Here is a 16,672-nt window from a genome sequence, read left to right on the forward strand (position 1 = left end):
GGCCGGCTCGACTCACACCCACAGCCTCCCCAGGCCGCTGAGCGACTGGTACCCGAGGAAGAGCGTCAGCAGCCAGGCGGCGAGGCCCGCCGCCAGGAGCCATGCCGGGTAGACATAGCCGCCGAGGAGATCCCGGCGGCGCCAGGCGACCCACAGGATCACCGCGAACCCGACCGGGAGGATGAGGCCGTTGACGGCACCGGCCGCGATGAGCAGCGTGGTCGGTGCCTGGCCCACGAGCAGGTAGATGAGGGCCGAGACCGCGATGAACAGGCAGGTGTAGATGCTGCGCCGCCGCGGGGCGGTCGTCGACGAGGTGATGAACGAGATCGAGGTGTAGGCCGCTCCGATGACGGAGGTGATGGACGCCGCCCACAGGATGATGCCGAAGAGTCGCAGGCCCACTTCGCCTGCTGCTACCTGGAACGCCTCGGCTGCCTGGTTCTGACTCGCGAGTTCCGCGCCGCCGGCGACCACGCCCAGCACCGCGAGGAAGAGCAGCACGCGGATGATGCCGGTGACGATGATCCCGAGGATGGAGCTCTGTGTGATCTGCCGGACGTTGTCCGGCCCGACGACCCCGGAGTCGAGCATGCGGTGGGCCCCCGCGTAGGTGATGTATCCGCCGATCGTGCCGCCGATCAGGGTGGTGATCACCAGGAAATCGACCTGGTCGGGGATGACGGCGTTCCGAAGCGCGAGCCCGACCGGTGGCTGCGACACGATCGCCACGTAGCCGGTCAGGAGGATCATGACGGCTCCGAGGACGACGACGATGCGGTCGAGCGCGGCGCCTGCCCGCCTGATCAGGAAGACGGCGATCGCGATGACTGCGGAGACCACGCCACCGATCTTCGCGTCGATACCGAGCATCGCGTTCACGCCGAGCCCGGCACCGGCGGTGTTGCCGATGTTGAAGACCATCCCGCCGAGGAAGATCAGGCCGGCCAGGACCCAGCCGACGCCCGGCAGCACGAGATTGCCGAGCTCCTGCGCCCGGCGGCCCGTGACCCCGATGACGCGCCATACGTTCAACTGCACGGCGATGTCCACCAGGATCGATACGAGGATCGCGAAGGCGAAGGCAGCGCCGAGCGTCACGGTGAACGACGTGGTCTGGGTGATGAACCCCGGGCCCACCGCACTGGTGGCCATCAGGAACATGGCGCCGAGCAGGGCGCCCCGTTGGGGGCGCCCTGCCAGCGGTGCCTTCTTCTTCACTGCCTTGGCTGCCATGCGATCCCCGTCGTCCTGGAACATCCTGCGTGACGGACATCACGCATGCTATGGGAGTCTACCGATTGTTGAACAATCTTCACAAGGTCTGTGTGCGGGGGGCGCCGAGATCCACCGGGTCCTCGTCGGTCAGGTAGGCGAACTCGGAGTGCGCGGCGATGTCGATGCCCCTCAGCTCGTCCTCCTGTTCGATCCGGAGGCCGATGGTCCGCTGGATGACCTGTGCGATGACCCAGGTGACCAGGAAGGAGTACGCGAGCACCGCCGCGGTCGCGAGCGTCTGGACGCCCAGCAGGTCGAATCCGCCGCCGTAGAAGAGGCCGGAGACGCCGTTCGGTGCGTCCTCGGTGGCGAAGAAGCCGATCAGCAGCGTGCCCAGGATGCCGCCGATCAGGTGCACGCCCACGACGTCGAGCGAGTCGTCGAAGCCCAGCCGGAACTTCAGTTCGATCGCGAGGGAGCAGACGGCTCCGGCGATCGCGCCGATAGCCAGCGCACCCATGGGGCTGACGGCTCCGCAGGCGGGGGTGATGGCGACGAGAGCCGAGATGAGGCCCGATGCAGCTCCCATGCTGGTGGTGGCTCCGTTGCGGATCCGCTCGACGAGGGCCCAGGCGAGCAGCCCGGCCGACGCCGCCACGGCCGTGTTCAGGAAGACCACCGAGGCGGACTGCCCCGCGGAGAGCGCCGACCCGGAGTTGAACCCGAACCAGCCGACCCACAGGAGCCCCGCACCCACGAGGACGAGCGGGCGGCTGTGCGGCTTGGCGTGCTCGACCTTCGGCCAGCCATGGCTGCGTCCGAGGACGAGGGACAGGGCCAGGGCGGCGATGCCCGCATTCATGTGTACGGCGAGGCCTCCGGCGAAGTCGATGGCGCCCAGATTGTTGGCTATCCATCCACCGACCACCGAACCGTCCTCCGAACTGAAGGCGAACACCCAGTGCGCGATGGGGAAGTACACCAGGGTCGCCCAGACGCCGGCGAAGATCATCCACGCGCCGAACTTCATGCGCCCCGCCGCCGCGCCCGCCACCAACGCCGTGGTGACGCAGGCGAAGAAGAGCTGGAAGGCTGCGAACAGGATGGGCGGGATGGAGGCGGCCGGGTCTTCCGCGAGCAGCTGACCCATGCCGGCATACTCGACCACATCACCGATCAGTCCGAGGCCGCCCACCGAGTTGCCGAAGGCCATCGAGTAGCCGAACAGTGCCCACAGCACCGCGACGAGGCTTGCCCCGCCGAAGCACATCATCATCATGTTGAGGATGCGGCGTGAGCCGACCATTCCTCCGTAGAACAGAGCCAGAGCCGGGATCATCAGGCAGACGAGCGCAGCGCTGGCGAGAATCCAAGCGACATTTCCAGAATCCATGGGAGGTCCATTTCCGTGATAGCGCTTGCACGTGCCGGAGGGGACTGAGCCCGGGGCCGCACTGGGGGTGGGTGCGGAACGGGGATGGCACGCCGCGCTGAGCAATGGTAGGCAGCGGCAGGTTTCAGCATTCTGCGGGTGCAGTTAACTCTGTGTTACGCCCCGCCCCAGCCCTAGCCGCCCGCGACGGACTGGATGATCATGACGGTCGAACCCGCCGGGACGGCCGTTCCGAGTCCGTCGAGGCGGCGCACGTCCTCACCGTCGACATAGATGTTCACGTACCGCCTCAGCGCTCCGGTCTCCTCCCGGATCCGCTGATCGAGGAGGGGGCGCCCCTCGCCCAGACCGTCCAGTAGCGCCGAGACGTCGGCGTGGTCCGCCACACTCATCCTGACTTCGCTCCGACCGTCGAGGTAGGGTCGGAGCAGCGTGGGGATCAGGACCGTCACCGGAGCGCTCGCGGGCATCGCGTCCTCCGGTCAGGAGGGTACGACGGCGGCGCGCACCGACAGCACGTCCGGCAGGTGGCTCGCCACTTCGTGGAAGGAGCGGCCCTCGTCCGCGCTCGCGTAGACGGATCCGCCGCGCGTCCCGAAGTAGACGCCCGGGATGTCGGCCGTGTCGACGCAGGCGGCGTCCCGCAGCACGGCGTTGTATTCAGCCGCTGGGAGGCCGGCGTGGCCGGCCTCCCAGGTCGCGCCGCCGTCGTCCGTCCGGTGCACCATCAGGTGGCCCTCGGGCGGGATGCGCTCGCCGTCCGCCTTCAGTGGGATGACCCAGGCGGTGCCGCTGCGATGGGGGTGCGAGAGCATCACGAAGCCGAAGTCCGCAGGAAGGCCTTCGGCGATGGACTGCCAGGAGTCCCCACGGTCCGTGCTCGTGTAGACGCCGTGGTGGTTCTGGGCGAAGAGGCGATCGGGGTCGACGGCGTCACGGGAGACCTTGTGGACGCACTGGCCGAATTCGGGGTTCGGATCGGGCATGAAGTAGGCGCTGATGCCGCTGTTGCGCGGCTTCCAGGATGCACCGCCGTCGTCCGACCGGTAGACGCCGCCGGTGCTCATGGCGACGTGGAGCGAGTCGTCCACGGGACTCGGCAGGACCGTGTGGGCTGCGGCGCCACCGAATCCGGCGCCCCACTCGCTGCGGTGCGGGTGGTCCCACAGCCCGCGGTTGAGTTCGAACGTCTCGCCGTGATCGGTCGACTTCCACAGCGAGATCGGCTGGCACCCGGCCCAGACCACACCGGGGCGGCTGTCCGCGTCCGGCTGGATCTGCCAGATCCGTTCCAGTGCAGCGCCGTCCTCGGCATCGAACCTGATGCTGCCCTCCTTCGGCTCCGCCCAGGTCTCGCCGAGGTCGTCGGAATGGGCGATGCACGGCCCGAAATGCCAGGACATCCGGCCCGCGAAGAGGCGGGTCCGTCCGCCGCGTGTATCGATCGCGACGCTCGGGATCTCCTCCATCAGGAACATCGGCTCGGACAGCGTCCACGTCTCGCGGTCGGTACTCGAGGCAAGCCACAGACCCTTCTTGGTGCCGATGGCGAGGAGTGTTGTTCCTGCTGCTGACATGGCTGCCCCCGGTGGCATCGAAGCGATCTGCGGCCCGCTGTGATGCGGATCACTTGGGAGAATGCCACTCCCCACTCGTTTTGTACAGGCCCGACTACGCGCTTCTGTCCGCAATCAGGATCAGGCCGGATGATCCGTGTGAGAGTTGAGCTGTTCGGTCGCTGGGGAGCGGATCATTCGTTTCGTCCTGGAGGCCCCGTTGAGTTCGTCGACCCTCGAACAACCTGCGCCCGAGCGGTCCTGTCCCGGTTCCGGACACGCCGCCCGGGTGCGCCGGTGCTGCGCCGGTAAGCACTGCATCGAGCGCCACGCCGCCGTGCTCCTGCTGTGGTGGGTGCCGGGATCACTCCTGGATCGAGGCGATGTCCTCGCCTGCTGCGAGGGCATCCGCGCACTGTCCGAGGGCTACCTCCTGCCGCTCGTGGTCTATCTGCAGGGCCCGGCCGGGATCACGCCTGAAGCCCGCGCCATCCTCCTCGAGGGATCGCTCAGCTCACGTATCGGAGTTGTGGGCGCCGGACCGGTGGACCAGGTGATCGCCGCCTTCATGGACCAGGCGATGTGCGAGACCCGCTATTTCGAACAGCCCGACGCGGCTTTGGCCTGGGCCCTCGAGGACCCGGCGTGACGCCGGGGACGGTTCACCCGAACACGGGAGACAGGAAACGGCGCTCGTAGCGGCGGATGCACCCCGTGTCCTGCGCGAATCGGTACGCTTCGACGCATTCAGGGTCCGTCTGCGCTTCCGAGCGGTACCTCTCGTAGTCCGCGAGGGAGGGGAAGGTGAAGAGCGCATAGGCGATATCGCTGTCCCCCTCGCTGGGGAGGAAATATCCGTGGTGGTTTCCGCCGAGTTTCCCTACGAGATGTATCCAGCGCCTTCCGTATTCCTCGAAATCGGCAACCCTGCCGGGGTCGATCTCGTAGCGGAGGTGGATCGTGATCACAGAAGTCCCTCACGCGAGGACCGAGCCCGGGGTAGGGCCCTGCGGGCGGGAGGGGCCATGCCGGGGATCAGCGGCTCTCGTTGTAGGCGTCGATGATGGACTGCGTGATACGGCCCCGGGAACTCGGATTGAAACCGTTCTCCTGGGCCCACTGGCGGATCTGCTGCGTGTCTTCGCGCTTCGAACGCGAGGAGGCGGCTTTCGGGTTCGCGGCGGGCTGCCGGCCGGATCCGGCCTTGCGCCCCCTGCCGACGTACTCGGCGAGGGCCGTCCGCAGCGCTTCCGCATGCTGCTCCGTGAGGTCTATCTCGTAATTCGTGCCGTCGAGGCCGAACCGGACCGTTTCCTGTGCTTCTTCGCCACTGAGGTCGTCGACCAATTGAACCTGTACGCGCTGCGCCACTGCATTCTCCTGTGCTTATCGAATGAATTGATCAGCCCCCTATTCCCGACCCTATCCCGTCTTTCGCGGTGAACGCACCCTGCTGCTGTATCGGTGGACAAAGAATGCATCCCGGGTGGAAGGAATGGGTAGAGGCGGGTCAGTGCTCGTGGAGCGTCTCCCGCTCGTCGATGACCAGTGGCAACCCGAACTCCTCGAACATTCCCGGGTACAGGAAATTGTGATGGCCGACGATCTGCCCGCCGTCGGTCTCGATGACCTGGAGGGCGAACGGCTCCCACAGCCCCGGCTCCACGAGGTGGTAGTTGGCAAACCCTCCCGAGCCGTTGATGCCGATCGGGATGAGGCGCCCGCCCTCGCACACACGTCCCTCGCCCACGAACCAGGCCCGGACATCAGCAGGCCCGGTGAGCCACAGGCCGAAGGGTGGCATGGAGAGGACGACGTCGTCCCGCAGGAGCGCGACGAGCACGTCCATGTCGTAGGCCTCGAATGCCCTCAGGTATCGGGCGAGCAGGTCCTTGTGGGCCGGATCCTCGAGGGGCATCGACGCCGCCGGTTGAAAACCGGCCATGGTCTTGCGGGCGCGCTGGAGCGCGCTGTTGATCGATGCAGTGGTGAGGTCGAGCAGGGCGGCCACCTCGGCCGCGGACCACCGCAGGACCTCGCACAGGATCAGTGCGCTGCGCTGGAGTGGCGGCAGGTACTGCAGGGCTGCCACGAAGGCCAGCCTGACGGAGTCGCGCGCTTCGGCGACGGCCGCGGGGTCGCCCGAGGTGTCGATCACCCGGTCGTCGGGAATGGGCTGCACGAACACGCTCTCGGTGAGCGGTGCTCCGAGGACGGCATCGGCTGTGCGGGTGGACGGGCCGAGGTCCATGGGCCGGGCGCGCCGCTGGGGGCTGCGGAGCATGTCGACGCAGACGTTGTGGGCGATCCGGAAGAGCCAGGTCCGCAGGGAGGACTGGCCGGTGAACGAATCCCTCCGGGACCAGGCCTTGATCATGGTCTCCTGCACGGCGTCCTCAGCCTCCGAGGACGCGCCGAGCATCCTGTAGCAGTATCCGGTGAGCTCGCGCCGGGAGGTTTCGAGGAGATGCTCGAACGGCTCCGCATCACGCTCCGGCCCTGGCGTTGTCCCTCGTGCAGCGGCGGCAGGTTGCATGCATCGAGCGTAGCGACGGCCGCGCCACCGCGGGAGGAGGGCGGCAGGTATTTCTTCCGCGCGCAGATGATTCCACGGCACGTGCGCCGTCTACTGTGTGGAGGAACCACTCCGGACCGAACCAGGGAGCACCGATGCGCAGACTCACAGCAGGACTTTTCTCCTCCGTGGACGGAGTGGTCGAATCACCCCACCTCTGGCAGTTCGACAGCTTCGACGCCGAACTCGGCGCCGGCATGAACGCCATGATCAGCCGGGTGGACACCGTGCTGCTGGGCCGGCACGGGTACGAGGAGTGGGCGCAGTACTGGCCCTCAGCGGAGGCCGGTGACCCCTTCGGCAGTTTCATCAACCCCGTGCGGAAGTTCGTGGCGTCGCGGACCCTCACGGGCGATCTGGGCTGGACCAATGCGTCCCTCATGGATGCTCCCCTCGAGGAGTTCGTCCGGCAGCTCAAGCAGACCGAGGGTGGGGACATCGGTATCTGCGCGAGTATCTCCCTGGTGCGCCAGCTCCTGTTCGCGGGGTTGCTCGATGCGCTGACCCTGATGATCCACCCCGTCGTCGCCGGTGCGGGACGCCATCTCTTCGAGCCGTCGGATCCGGTGACGGAGCTGGAGCTCCAGGAGGTCGCCACCACGAGCAAGGGCAACGTCCTGGCGTCCTACGGTCTCCGCGCGGAGCGCACCTAGACTGCTGGTCATGGCCGTGCTCATCGATCCACCCTTCTGGCCCGCACACGGAACCGTCTTCTCCCACCTGGTGTCGACGTCGTCGCTCGAGGAACTGCACGCCTTTGCCGCGGACGCGGGAATCCCGCGCCGTGCCTTCGACGAGGACCACTACGACGTTCCGGCTCGGCGCTATCGCGAGCTCGTCCGCCAGGGTGCGGAGGAGGTGAGCGGTGCGGACCTCGTGCGGGCGCTGATCGCCAGTGGTCTTCGCGTCCCTGCTCGTCGGCGCGGGCCGAAACTGCGTGCAGCCCTGTCCGTGCGGTGGGCGTCACTCCTGCCGGGAGCCCCCGCCGTGGGCGGGGAACTGCTCGACCGCTGGGCGGAGCCACACCGGAGATATCACACGCAGACACACCTGCTGGCGGTCCTGGAAGCCCTGGACCAACTGCTGGAGCCGGCGGACGAGCCACTGCGGAAGAGCGTGCTGCTCGGCGCATGGTTCCATGATGCCGTCTACGACGGCGCGGCCGGCGAGGACGAGCGGAGCTCTGCCGACCTCGCCGTCCAGTACCTGACGGGACAGGTGGACGCCGCAGCCGTGCAGGAGGTCGAGCGCCTGGTCCTGCTGACGGCCACCCACCATCCGGGACCCGGGGACCGGGCCGGGCATCTCCTCTGCGACGCCGATCTCTCGGTGCTCGCCGGCGCTCCCCAGGACTACGGCCGCTACACCCTCGCCATCCGGGAGGAGTATGCGCATCTTCCCGAAAGGGAATTCATTGCCGGGCGGCGAGCCGTGCTGCAGCGCCTCCTGGACCTCCGCCCGCTGTACCGCACCGCCGCGGCGCAGGACCGCTGGACGGAGCGGGCCAGGACGAACCTCATGCGGGAACTGCTGACACTGGAGTAGGCCGGACAGCTCGAAGGACCGGCGCGTAGGAACCGGCCCTTCGAGCTGTCAGCCGGTTCAGCCCTCGACTGCGGCGATCTCGTTGGGCACGCCGGGAAGCTCGTCCGATGAGCTGATCTCGCCCGTGGCCACGTCGACAGCGTGCAGCTTCTTCGACGCGGGATCGGTGATGTAGGCGGTGCCGCCGACGACCTTGATGGCGGGGTGCGGATCCTGCCACTCGACCGGGCCTTCCCAGGCGTCGATGACCGGCAGGGAGTCGGTGATCTCACCGGTCTCGGGGTCCATGCTGTGCAGGGCTCCGTCCGAGGCGAGGATCAGGATCTCGCCGTCGGGCCCGCGGGCAACGTCACGGAAGGTGTACTCGACACCCTCGGGGAGGTCGACGACCTGCATGGTCTTGGTGTCGGTGTCGATGAGTGTGAGCTGGTGCAGCAGGTAGCCCTCGAGGTCCGGGTCCGACTTGTAGTCCCCGGCGATGATGGGGCTGGTCTCGCTGACGTAGGCGTTGCCCATGCGGCCGAACTCGTCCGGTGCCGGGATCTTGGTGATCTGCCCGTCGTCGTAGACGAGGGCGCCGTCGCTGCAGCCGAAGACGACGACCTCGTTCATGGCGGTGCCTTCACCGTGGATGGAGGGGCACGCGTCGCTCGTGGCGACCTCCTTGCCGTCGGCGTCGAGGGCCTTGATGCCGGAGCGGCTCTCGGAGTTGCCGACCGTCGTGAGGAAGGTGCCGTCCTCGAGGACGATCGAGACACCGTGGTGTGCTTCGCCGCCTTCGATGGTCTCGGTCGCCGGGAGGTTGTCGGGGTCCTCGAGGAGGTCGTCGGTGGTGTAGATGGTCGTGTCGCTCGTGCCGTCGGCGTAGAGGATGGTCTTGTCCCCGTGCTGCACCACGTGGCCTGCGGTGTCGGCCCCGAACATCAGATCGGTGAGCACCGGCTCCGCCTGCTGCGATCCGGAGGAGTCGGTCCACGTACCGAGGTCGAGGACCTGGAAGCCCGCCGGGACGGTGACGAGGGCATGGCGCCCGTCACCTGCAGGATTCAGGCGGGTGAAGCCGTCGACGGGCAGGTCCCCCTCGAGTTCCAGGGTGGTGCCGTCGAGGACCACGATGCCGCCGTCGTAGGTGAGGGCGACGCGGGGAGTCTGCTCGCCGGTCGCGGCTGATGCAGAGGTGCCGGGCGCGGCCGAAGCGTCGGCCGCCGCTTCGGGGGAGGAACCACAGGCCGTCATGAGCAGGGCGGAGCCTGCGACGGTGGCTGCGAGGGCGAGGTGCCGGCGAGGGGGCAGCGGGCGTTTGTTCGGTGTCATGGTGTCTTTCTGTGTCTGGATTCTCAGGGCGAGAGTCCGGCGGAGATGCGCTCGGTGTTCGCGCGCATCATGGCGAGGTACGTGTCAGCACCTTCACCGGGGTTCGTGAGAGATTCCGTGAAGAGCTCGACGACGTCGACCTCGATATCGGCGCCGTCGGCCAGCACCTGCACGAGACGGTCGGGCTGGGACGACTCGGCGAAGATCGTGCTGACCCGCGCCTCCTCGATCGCTGCGACGAGGTCGCGGAGATCCGAGGCGCTGGGTGAGGCGAGCGTGGTTCCGCCGGGGATGACGGCCCCGATGACGCGGAAGTCGTAGCGGGCGGCGAGGTATCCGAAGACATGGTGGTTGGTGACGAGGTTCCGCCGGTCCGCCGGGATGGCTGCGAAGGCGCCGGTCATGGCGACGTCCAGCTCTGCCAGCGCGGTCCGGTAGGCATCCGCCGAGGCCTCGATGGCCGTCGGGTCGACGCCGTCGATCGCTGCGGCGCGCTCCTCCACCTCGTCGACCACATCGACCACGAGGGTCGGGTCCGTCCAGAAGTGCGGATCCGGTGTGCCTGCGGACTCGCCGTCGTCGTAGTCCAGCGCCTGGATCAGGTCGCCCGCAACGAGCACAGGGACGTCCGCGGCCTGGGCGCTGTCGATGTGCCGCTGCAGCCCTTCCTCGAGTCCGAGTCCGTTCGTGACGATCAGGTCCGCCGCCCGCATCATCGAGCCGTCCTGCGCGGAGACCTCGAAGGAGTGCGGGTCCGCGTTGGGCTGCATGAGGACACGCACCTCGGCTTCGTCGCCCACCACGTTCCCCACGACATCGCCGAGGATGTTGGTGGTGACGACGATGACCGGTTTGTCGGGACCGCCTGCGGAGCACCCGGTGCCGGCGAGCACGACCGACGCGAGCACCAGCGCAACGGTCCGCCGGGCCCCGCTCATCGTCCCGTCTCCGCGAGGAAGGCGGGCACGGACGCCGTGTCGAAGGACCGGGCGAGCCGGGCGCCGTCGGCGAAGTCGATCTCATGGAGCCGTCGTTCAGCGGGTGCGTTCAGGTAGGCGCGCTGCTGGTCGGCGATCAGTTCGACGCCGTGAAGGAGCGCAGGGTCGGCGAGTGTCTCGGAGAGCAGCGGCCCGGTGGTCGCCAGCGTTCCGCCGGTCACGGCCGAGAGCACACGGACGCGGCCGTCCAGGCCCAGAGCCACCACGTGCCCTTCCCTGTCGTCGACCGCAGCCACCTGCAGCAGCGGGACGTCCGTGGGGATGAACTGCCACGCGCGCTCCCTGGTGTCGAGGAGCCAGGCACCCTGGTCGCCGGCAACCGCGGCGACGGTGGGGCGGCCCTCCCTGGCCCGGAACTCCGTGGCCCTCGGGGCATCCACGCCCGCCGGGTAGGGGATGTGTTCGAAGGAGACGGCGTCGCCGTCGGTTGTGGCGAGCAGGGCGCCGTCGTCACAGCCGATGACCACACCCACAGACGTCGTGATGGTGCCCTGCGCCCCGGCGCACGCAGCCGTGGCGCCGGCCACCGGGTCACCGTCGGCATCGCGGAGCTGCACCGATCCGGCGGTGCCGCCTGCCGCAGCCTGCGTGACGAGCGCCGATCGCGACAACGGGACCGCCATCCCGGCGTGGGGCCCGACGGCGGGCGCGGTGGTGGCACCGAGTTCTCCGGTAGCGAGCGTGTCATGGTCCAGTACCGTGACCTCGCCGGTCCGGGGGAAGAAGATCCCGGTGGCCGACGCGCCGGGCGTGACGACCGCCTCGCCCTCGCCTTCGACGGTCCCCACGACCTTCGGTTCGCCGCGGTAGTAGTGGAAGTGGTCCTCGTGGTCCCAGGTCCACACACCGCTGTCGATGACCGTCACGGAACCGGTGGCGGCGGAGGAGGTGAACACGTACCTGCCGTCCGTGGCGATCGAACTGACCCCGGCCAGCTCGGTCAGGTGCGCGAGCGTGCCGTCCGCGAGATCGAGCATGTCCACGGAACCGTCAGGGTCCAGTGTCAGCAGGTGCAGTTGTGGTTCCGGCACCTCGGCGGCGCCGGCGATCGCGCCATGGCCATCACCGGGAGGGACGGCGCTCGGTGAACTGGCGGACTCGGGGGGAGGACTGCCACCCGGGATCGCCGCAGAGCAGGCGGCCAGGGAGAGGACGAGGGCTGGCAGGGAGGCGAGCAGGGCCTTAGGCGTGTGCACGAACTGCTTTCTGTGATGGTGCGGCAGGCGTCGGTCCGCCGCGCAGGAGGGTGGCTGAGAGGCGGCGCGTGAGACCGCGCGTGATGCTCGAGACCGCCGCGCAGGCGATGCCGGCCAGGGCGATGGACGCGCCGGCGGCCGAGCCGAGGTACCAGGAGGCGAGGAGGCCGAGGAACACGGAGAGCATCCCGATGAACGCAGCGAGCACCATGATGCCGGCTATGCGTGCAGTCCACGGTGCGGCCGCGACGGCCGGCGCCAGGAGCAGGCCGATGACGAGCAATGCCCCGACCGCCTGGTAGGAGGCGACGACGGCGAGGGTGACGAGCCCCACCAGGAGGACCTGGGCGAGCCGCGGTCTGAGCCCCATGACCTCCGCGACCCGGCGGTCGAAGACGAGTGCCACGAAGGCGCGGTGGAACGTTGCCGCGACGAGAATGGTCACGAGGAGGGCGACGGCGAGCAGCCGGAGCCCGCGCGGCTCCAAGGCCAGTACGTCCCCGAAGAGGATGGCGGTGGCATCCGTGGCGAAGCTGCGTGAGTGGGAGATGATGATCACCCCGGCGGCGAGCATGCCGACGAAGAACAGGCCGATGCTCGTGTCGTGCGAGAGCCGACCCCGCCGCGCCAGAAGACTCACCCCGAGGCTCATGACGATCGCGCTGCCCGCTGCTCCGAGGATCACGGGCACGCCGGTCAGCGTGGCGAGGGCTACGCCGGGAAGCATGCCATGGGCCATCGCCTCGCCGAGGAAGGCCATTCCGCGGATCACCACCCAGGTGCCGACCACCGCACAGATCGCAGCGCAGAGCGACCCGCCGATCAAGGCGCGCAGCATGAAATCGGCGGCGAAGGGTTCGAGGAGCAGGCTCACGGGGCAACCCTAGACGTAAATGACACTCGTTCTCAACATGGTAGCTTCGAGGCATGCCGCTCGTCCGCTCACGCCCCGCCCAGATACCCGCAGCCCGGCATGCGCCGCTCGTGCTCGATGGGGTGTGGCTCGATCATGACGGAGTCGATGCCCTCTGCGGTGTCTCCCTCACCGTCCGCCGGGGGGCTGTCACCGCCATCTCCGGGCCGAACGGTTCAGGGAAGTCCACCCTGCTCGCGGTCCTCGCGGGAGTGCTCGCTCCGTGCAGGGGGACCGTCTCGCTGCCGCGGGGGGCGAGCACCGCGCTCGTGGTGCAGCGCAGCGAGGTCCCGGACCGGCTGCCACTGACGGTTCACGACGCCGTCGCGATGGGTCGCTGGCCGGAGGCCGGGCTCCTGCGCCGCCTGACGAGGTCGGACCGCAGGACCATCGACGAGTGCATCGGGATCGTCGGGCTGGCCGGCAGCGAGGGGCGCCCGCTGCGGGCTCTCTCGGGCGGCCAGCGCCAGCGGGTCTTCCTCGCGCAGGGACTGGCGCAGCGTGCCGACGTCGTCCTGCTCGACGAGCCCACCACCGGCCTCGATGCGGGCACGCGCGCCGTCGTCGCCGAGGTGCTGGTGGCCGAGAAGGCACGCGGGGCGGCCGTGGTGTGCGTCTCCCACGACCAGGTGGCCCTCGGTGTCGCCGACCGGACGATCAGGCTGGAGGCCGGACGGGTGGTGTCGGATGCCGTTCAGGGCACGGACCGGCAGTCCTCTCCTCATCAGAGCGTGATGCGCGGCGACGCTATCCCCCGCCGAGAATCCGGGGCGCGCTGCCGGTGATGTCCCTGGCAGCGGTGCTCTCGAGCGCCGTGCCGCCCAGGGGTTCCTCATGCCAGCTCTCGAGGGACCACCGCCGCCCCGCCCCTCCGGTCAGGACGCTCATCCCCGTGTTGCGGATGGCCAGGGACCGGACCTTCACGGGAGCCATGCCCGTCGAGATCGCGGAGAAGACCCGGATGGCGGCACCGTGGGAGAACACCGCTACGGAGTCCTCCCGATCATGGGCTCGCACGATGTCGCGGATGGCCCCGCTGTAACGATCCATGAACTCGTGCCCGGTTGTCCCGCCGGGCATCCGCCGGGCGAGATCCCCCTCCATCCACGCCACCAGGCATGAGGCGTACGCCTGGACGGACGAGGGGTTACTTCGCATTTCCAGGGTGCCGGCACCCACCTCCTCCAGTCCGGTGATGACGGTGACCGGAAGCTTGCCCGTTGCTGCCAAGGGGGCTGCGGTGAGGTGCGTACGCACCAGTGGCGAGACGTAGATGGCCGCCACTTCCTCGTGTCCCAGCGCTGCCGGGACGGCCGCGGCCTGGGTCTCCCCGAGGGCGGTCAGGCCCGCCCCCGGATAACCGGTGTCGAGTGCCCCCGTGACATTGTTCGGAGTCTGCCCGTGACGGATCAGCAACAATCGCATGACATCGACCCTACGGCGTCTCCGATGCGCGCGCCCGCGGGAACGTGGCCAGTGGCCATGACCGACCCGGCCTACAGCAGGGTGGTGATCATGCGTTCCAGGCGTGCGATCCCCACATATCGTCCAGCGTTGTCGATCACCATCAGGGGCTGGAGGCGATCCTGCCTGGGTCGGGTGATCGCGCGTCCGAGGGCGTCCCGGATGGACGTGTCGATGTTGATGCGCAGGCCCGGTGCGCTGACGCCCAAGCCTGCGGAATCAGGATCGATGACGGATACCGGTCGCAACCATTCATCGATCAGGACGATCGTCTGAAGCTTGTCGTCCAGGCCGAAGGCGCTCGAGGCGTCCTCGAGCAGTCGGGCGACCGGGGCGTGTTCGAGGATGTCCCGCAACCGTGCCGGGTGTTCGGTGCTGTGGCGGGCAACCAGGCGGTGAGCCACTTCCAGGTCGAGGCCCGGCCAAGGAGGTCCTGGCCGGCCCAGCAGGTAACCCTGCACGAGCGGGACGTTCAGGGCGGCCAGGGCGTCGAGTTCTTCGATCCGTTCGATACCCTCGGCGAGGATCCAAGCGTCGATCCGGCCCGCGAAGGTGCCGAGCATCTCGATGAGCGCCCGTTTGCCTTCGTCCTCGTCGACGCCCTCGACGAGTTTGCGGTCGAGTTTGATCATGGCAGGTCTGATGGAGAGCAGGTGGTGCAGGCCGGCGTATCCCGCACCGGCATCATCCACGGCGATCAGCGCCCCGGCCGACTTCAGTGCGTTCAGGGCCGGTTCGAGCCGCACGTACGAATCGATCGGTGTCTGCTCGGTCAGCTCGATGACCAAACCGCGGAGATCACCCTCAGCCTGCCAGACGTTCTGCACGGCGTCCGCGAGGAGGAAGTCCGGTGAGACATTCACGGTCAGGAAACAGTTCGGGGGAAGACTTCCCCGGTAGCTCAGTGCCCGGCGCAGTGCCACCGATTCCAGGGCCGGGCCGTGGCCTCGGGTTCGCGCCGCCCGGAACCACGCCTCCGGGTTCTGCTCGCTGAAACCTGGGAAACGAGCGAGGGCTTCGTATCCGACCACCACACCGCGCGCCGTGTCCACGATCGGCTGGAATGCGGCCTCCACGCCGTCCCCGCCGAGGGCGCGCTCAAGGTCCACTTTCGTGATCCGCGGCGATGCACTGGCCGGGCCCGGCGACCCGGGCACTGCATCGGGTCGAGGTGTCACGTCACATCGACGATGGATGCCCTCACCGAACGCACCAGGTCATCCGATATGGTGACCAGCCCGTGCACCTCGGCGGCATGACCTCCCACCAGGCCCACGATCTCATCCTCGCTGCTGCACACCCACCGGGCATCACACCCCGGAACAATATCTCCACACGCAAAAGCCTTCACTGCCGTACCCGTTCTTCATCGACCCGTTGAACCTCAATCACACCGCACTCTACGCGGGCCGCAGGGGAGTTACGCGCAGCGCGTGCAGGTCGTCGCGCAGCAGCAGGAGGACGCCGGTTCCGGGACGGGGCCGGGCACCGTCACTCCACGGCCGGGTCGCCACCGGGGCGCCTCCACGAGGAACCCGGCAGCGACCCGGACCGGCGAGGGCGTCGCCGCGGGGCCCGGTCTAGAGAGCCCCGCCGGTCGTGCGGTTCTTGTCGAGGAGCGGATCATCCAGGACGTCGGCTGTCGCGCCCGGTTCTCCCGTGCCGGTGGTGGAGGCCTCGGTCCCGTCGACGGGCAGGAGCTTTTCCCGGGTGCTCGAGGAGAGACTCTCATCGGCGTCGGTGTACACCTCCGGGGCGCCACCATCGGCGGGTGTGATGGTGACGTCGGGTGCGATGTCCTCGGTGGACCCATGGCTCTTCTTGCCGGCGGCAACACCGGCAACCGCTGCGGCGGCCGCCAGGCCGACACCTGCCGCGACCTTGCCGGACACGCCCGCTTTTCCGCTGTCTCCACGCGAGGTGGCAGCGGCCTCGACTCCGGGCCGGCCGCCGGTCGTCAGTCCTCCGAGCGAGCCGCGCCAGGCTCCCGTTGCGTAGCCCTCGTCCTCGATGAAGGCCTTGAAGCGCTCCAGGTCACCCTCGGCCTGGTTCTCCACCACGTTGAGCTTGTCGCCGATCTTCTCCACCAGGCCCTCGGGCTCGTACTCGAGCACGAGGTGCACCTGGGTCTGTCCGCCGCCGACGTCCTCGAAGGACACCGAACCGGCATTCGTCGCACCCTCCGTCGCGGCCCAGGAAACCTTCGTGTCCGGCACCTGCTCCAGGATCGTGGCATCCCACTGACGGCGCACCCCGCCGATCTCCACCACCCAGTTCAGGCGCTCGTCATCGAGCTGCGTGACGGACTTGACGCCGCCCATGAAGTGGGGGAACTCCTCGAACTGGGTCCACTGGTTGTAGGCCACGCTCAGCGGCACGTTGACGAGGATTCTCTTTTCAACCTTCGTGCTCATGGGATCTCCTTTGGTCGGTTCACGGAACAGCCCGTTTCGCCGTTCATCAGCATGCTTAGCATAACGTCGGGACTCGGGTGCTGGCG

Annotated in this window: 19 protein-coding genes; 4 read left to right on the forward strand and 15 right to left on the reverse strand. The window is 68.4% G+C overall.

Translation table 11 applies throughout. From position 1 onward, the window contains the following. Window positions 1-12: 12 nt before the first annotated feature. The 4 genes from AC1MFI_RS05645 to AC1MFI_RS05660 form a co-directional block, all read right to left on the reverse strand. A complete protein-coding gene (locus AC1MFI_RS05645) occupies window positions 13-1,236 on the reverse strand; it encodes an NRAMP family divalent metal transporter (protein WP_479820136.1) in 1,224 nt (407 codons plus the stop codon). A 79-nt stretch (window positions 1,237-1,315) separates the two neighbouring features. Beyond that, a complete protein-coding gene (locus tag AC1MFI_RS05650) occupies window positions 1,316-2,611 on the reverse strand; it encodes an ammonium transporter (RefSeq protein WP_479820137.1) in 1,296 nt (431 codons plus the stop codon). A 173-nt stretch (window positions 2,612-2,784) separates the two neighbouring features. Then, on the reverse strand, window positions 2,785-3,081 hold the full coding sequence (locus AC1MFI_RS05655; RefSeq protein WP_479820138.1) for a MoaD/ThiS family protein: 297 nt from the start codon (window positions 3,079-3,081) through the stop codon (window positions 2,785-2,787). A 12-nt stretch (window positions 3,082-3,093) separates the two neighbouring features. Further along, a complete protein-coding gene (locus AC1MFI_RS05660) occupies window positions 3,094-4,188 on the reverse strand; it encodes a WD40/YVTN/BNR-like repeat-containing protein (protein ID WP_479820139.1) in 1,095 nt (364 codons plus the stop codon). A 199-nt stretch (window positions 4,189-4,387) separates the two neighbouring features. Here AC1MFI_RS05660 and AC1MFI_RS05665 point away from each other — a divergent pair, with 199 nt between their 5' ends. Then, window positions 4,388-4,816, forward strand: coding sequence for a hypothetical protein (locus AC1MFI_RS05665; protein ID WP_479820140.1), 429 nt, complete (start codon window positions 4,388-4,390; stop codon window positions 4,814-4,816). 13 nt (window positions 4,817-4,829) lie between these two features. Here AC1MFI_RS05665 and AC1MFI_RS05670 read toward each other — a convergent pair whose 3' ends face one another. From AC1MFI_RS05670 to AC1MFI_RS05680, 3 genes are all read right to left on the reverse strand, one after another. Next, complete coding sequence (locus AC1MFI_RS05670; RefSeq protein WP_479820141.1) at window positions 4,830-5,135, reverse strand: NIPSNAP family protein; 306 nt, start codon at window positions 5,133-5,135, stop codon at window positions 4,830-4,832. Between the two features lie 67 nt (window positions 5,136-5,202). Further along, window positions 5,203-5,538: a histone-like nucleoid-structuring protein Lsr2 gene (locus AC1MFI_RS05675; protein ID WP_479820142.1), complete on the reverse strand. Its 336-nt coding sequence runs from the start codon at window positions 5,536-5,538 to the stop codon at window positions 5,203-5,205. A gap of 139 nt (window positions 5,539-5,677) precedes the next feature. Further along, window positions 5,678-6,703 (reverse strand): sigma-70 family RNA polymerase sigma factor, encoded by a 1,026-nt coding sequence (locus tag AC1MFI_RS05680; RefSeq protein WP_479820143.1) that lies wholly within the window; start codon window positions 6,701-6,703, stop codon window positions 5,678-5,680. Between the two features lie 134 nt (window positions 6,704-6,837). Here AC1MFI_RS05680 and AC1MFI_RS05685 point away from each other — a divergent pair, with 134 nt between their 5' ends. Together AC1MFI_RS05685 and AC1MFI_RS05690 are read left to right on the forward strand one after the other, a co-directional pair. Then, window positions 6,838-7,395: a dihydrofolate reductase family protein gene (locus tag AC1MFI_RS05685; RefSeq protein ID WP_479820144.1), complete on the forward strand. Its 558-nt coding sequence runs from the start codon at window positions 6,838-6,840 to the stop codon at window positions 7,393-7,395. A gap of 10 nt (window positions 7,396-7,405) precedes the next feature. Beyond that, window positions 7,406-8,287 carry a DUF4031 domain-containing protein gene (locus tag AC1MFI_RS05690; RefSeq protein WP_479820145.1) on the forward strand — a complete coding sequence of 294 codons (882 nt, stop codon included), beginning with the start codon at window positions 7,406-7,408 and terminating at the stop codon, window positions 8,285-8,287. A 57-nt stretch (window positions 8,288-8,344) separates the two neighbouring features. On the opposite strand, the gene aztD is transcribed toward AC1MFI_RS05690, so the two are convergent. From aztD to aztB, 4 genes are read right to left on the reverse strand one after another with little or no spacing between them, the layout of a single operon-like run. Beyond that, on the reverse strand, window positions 8,345-9,601 hold the full coding sequence (gene aztD, locus AC1MFI_RS05695; protein WP_479820146.1) for a zinc metallochaperone AztD: 1,257 nt from the start codon (window positions 9,599-9,601) through the stop codon (window positions 8,345-8,347). A 23-nt stretch (window positions 9,602-9,624) separates the two neighbouring features. Continuing rightward, window positions 9,625-10,539, reverse strand: coding sequence for a zinc ABC transporter substrate-binding protein AztC (gene aztC, locus AC1MFI_RS05700; RefSeq protein WP_479820147.1), 915 nt, complete (start codon window positions 10,537-10,539; stop codon window positions 9,625-9,627). After that, on the reverse strand, window positions 10,536-11,795 hold the full coding sequence (locus tag AC1MFI_RS05705; RefSeq protein WP_479820148.1) for an ABC transporter: 1,260 nt from the start codon (window positions 11,793-11,795) through the stop codon (window positions 10,536-10,538). The genes aztC and AC1MFI_RS05705 overlap by 4 nt, the downstream gene beginning before the upstream one ends. After that, a complete protein-coding gene (gene aztB, locus AC1MFI_RS05710; RefSeq protein ID WP_479820149.1) occupies window positions 11,782-12,669 on the reverse strand; it encodes a zinc ABC transporter permease AztB in 888 nt (295 codons plus the stop codon). Before aztB ends, AC1MFI_RS05705 begins: the two co-directional genes overlap by 14 nt. A gap of 53 nt (window positions 12,670-12,722) precedes the next feature. Here aztB and aztA point away from each other — a divergent pair, with 53 nt between their 5' ends. Then, window positions 12,723-13,493, forward strand: coding sequence for a zinc ABC transporter ATP-binding protein AztA (gene aztA / locus AC1MFI_RS05715; protein ID WP_479820150.1), 771 nt, complete (start codon window positions 12,723-12,725; stop codon window positions 13,491-13,493). Here the strand turns inward: aztA and AC1MFI_RS05720 are convergent. The 4 genes from AC1MFI_RS05720 to AC1MFI_RS05735 form a co-directional block, all read right to left on the reverse strand. Next, window positions 13,456-14,133 carry a histidine phosphatase family protein gene (locus tag AC1MFI_RS05720; RefSeq protein ID WP_479820151.1) on the reverse strand — a complete coding sequence of 226 codons (678 nt, stop codon included), beginning with the start codon at window positions 14,131-14,133 and terminating at the stop codon, window positions 13,456-13,458. The two genes, aztA and AC1MFI_RS05720, sit on opposite strands and share 38 nt — an antisense overlap. 71 nt (window positions 14,134-14,204) lie before the next feature. Continuing rightward, on the reverse strand, window positions 14,205-15,281 hold the full coding sequence (locus tag AC1MFI_RS05725) for an EAL domain-containing protein (protein ID WP_479820152.1): 1,077 nt from the start codon (window positions 15,279-15,281) through the stop codon (window positions 14,205-14,207). Window positions 15,282-15,346: 65 nt separating this feature from the next. After that, window positions 15,347-15,523, reverse strand: coding sequence for a DUF1059 domain-containing protein (locus AC1MFI_RS05730; protein WP_479820153.1), 177 nt, complete (start codon window positions 15,521-15,523; stop codon window positions 15,347-15,349). A 229-nt stretch (window positions 15,524-15,752) separates the two neighbouring features. Further along, on the reverse strand, window positions 15,753-16,586 hold the full coding sequence (locus AC1MFI_RS05735; RefSeq protein WP_479820154.1) for an SRPBCC family protein: 834 nt from the start codon (window positions 16,584-16,586) through the stop codon (window positions 15,753-15,755). Window positions 16,587-16,672 lie beyond the last annotated feature (86 nt).

The organism is Arthrobacter sp. BC5 (genome assembly GCF_056680255.1).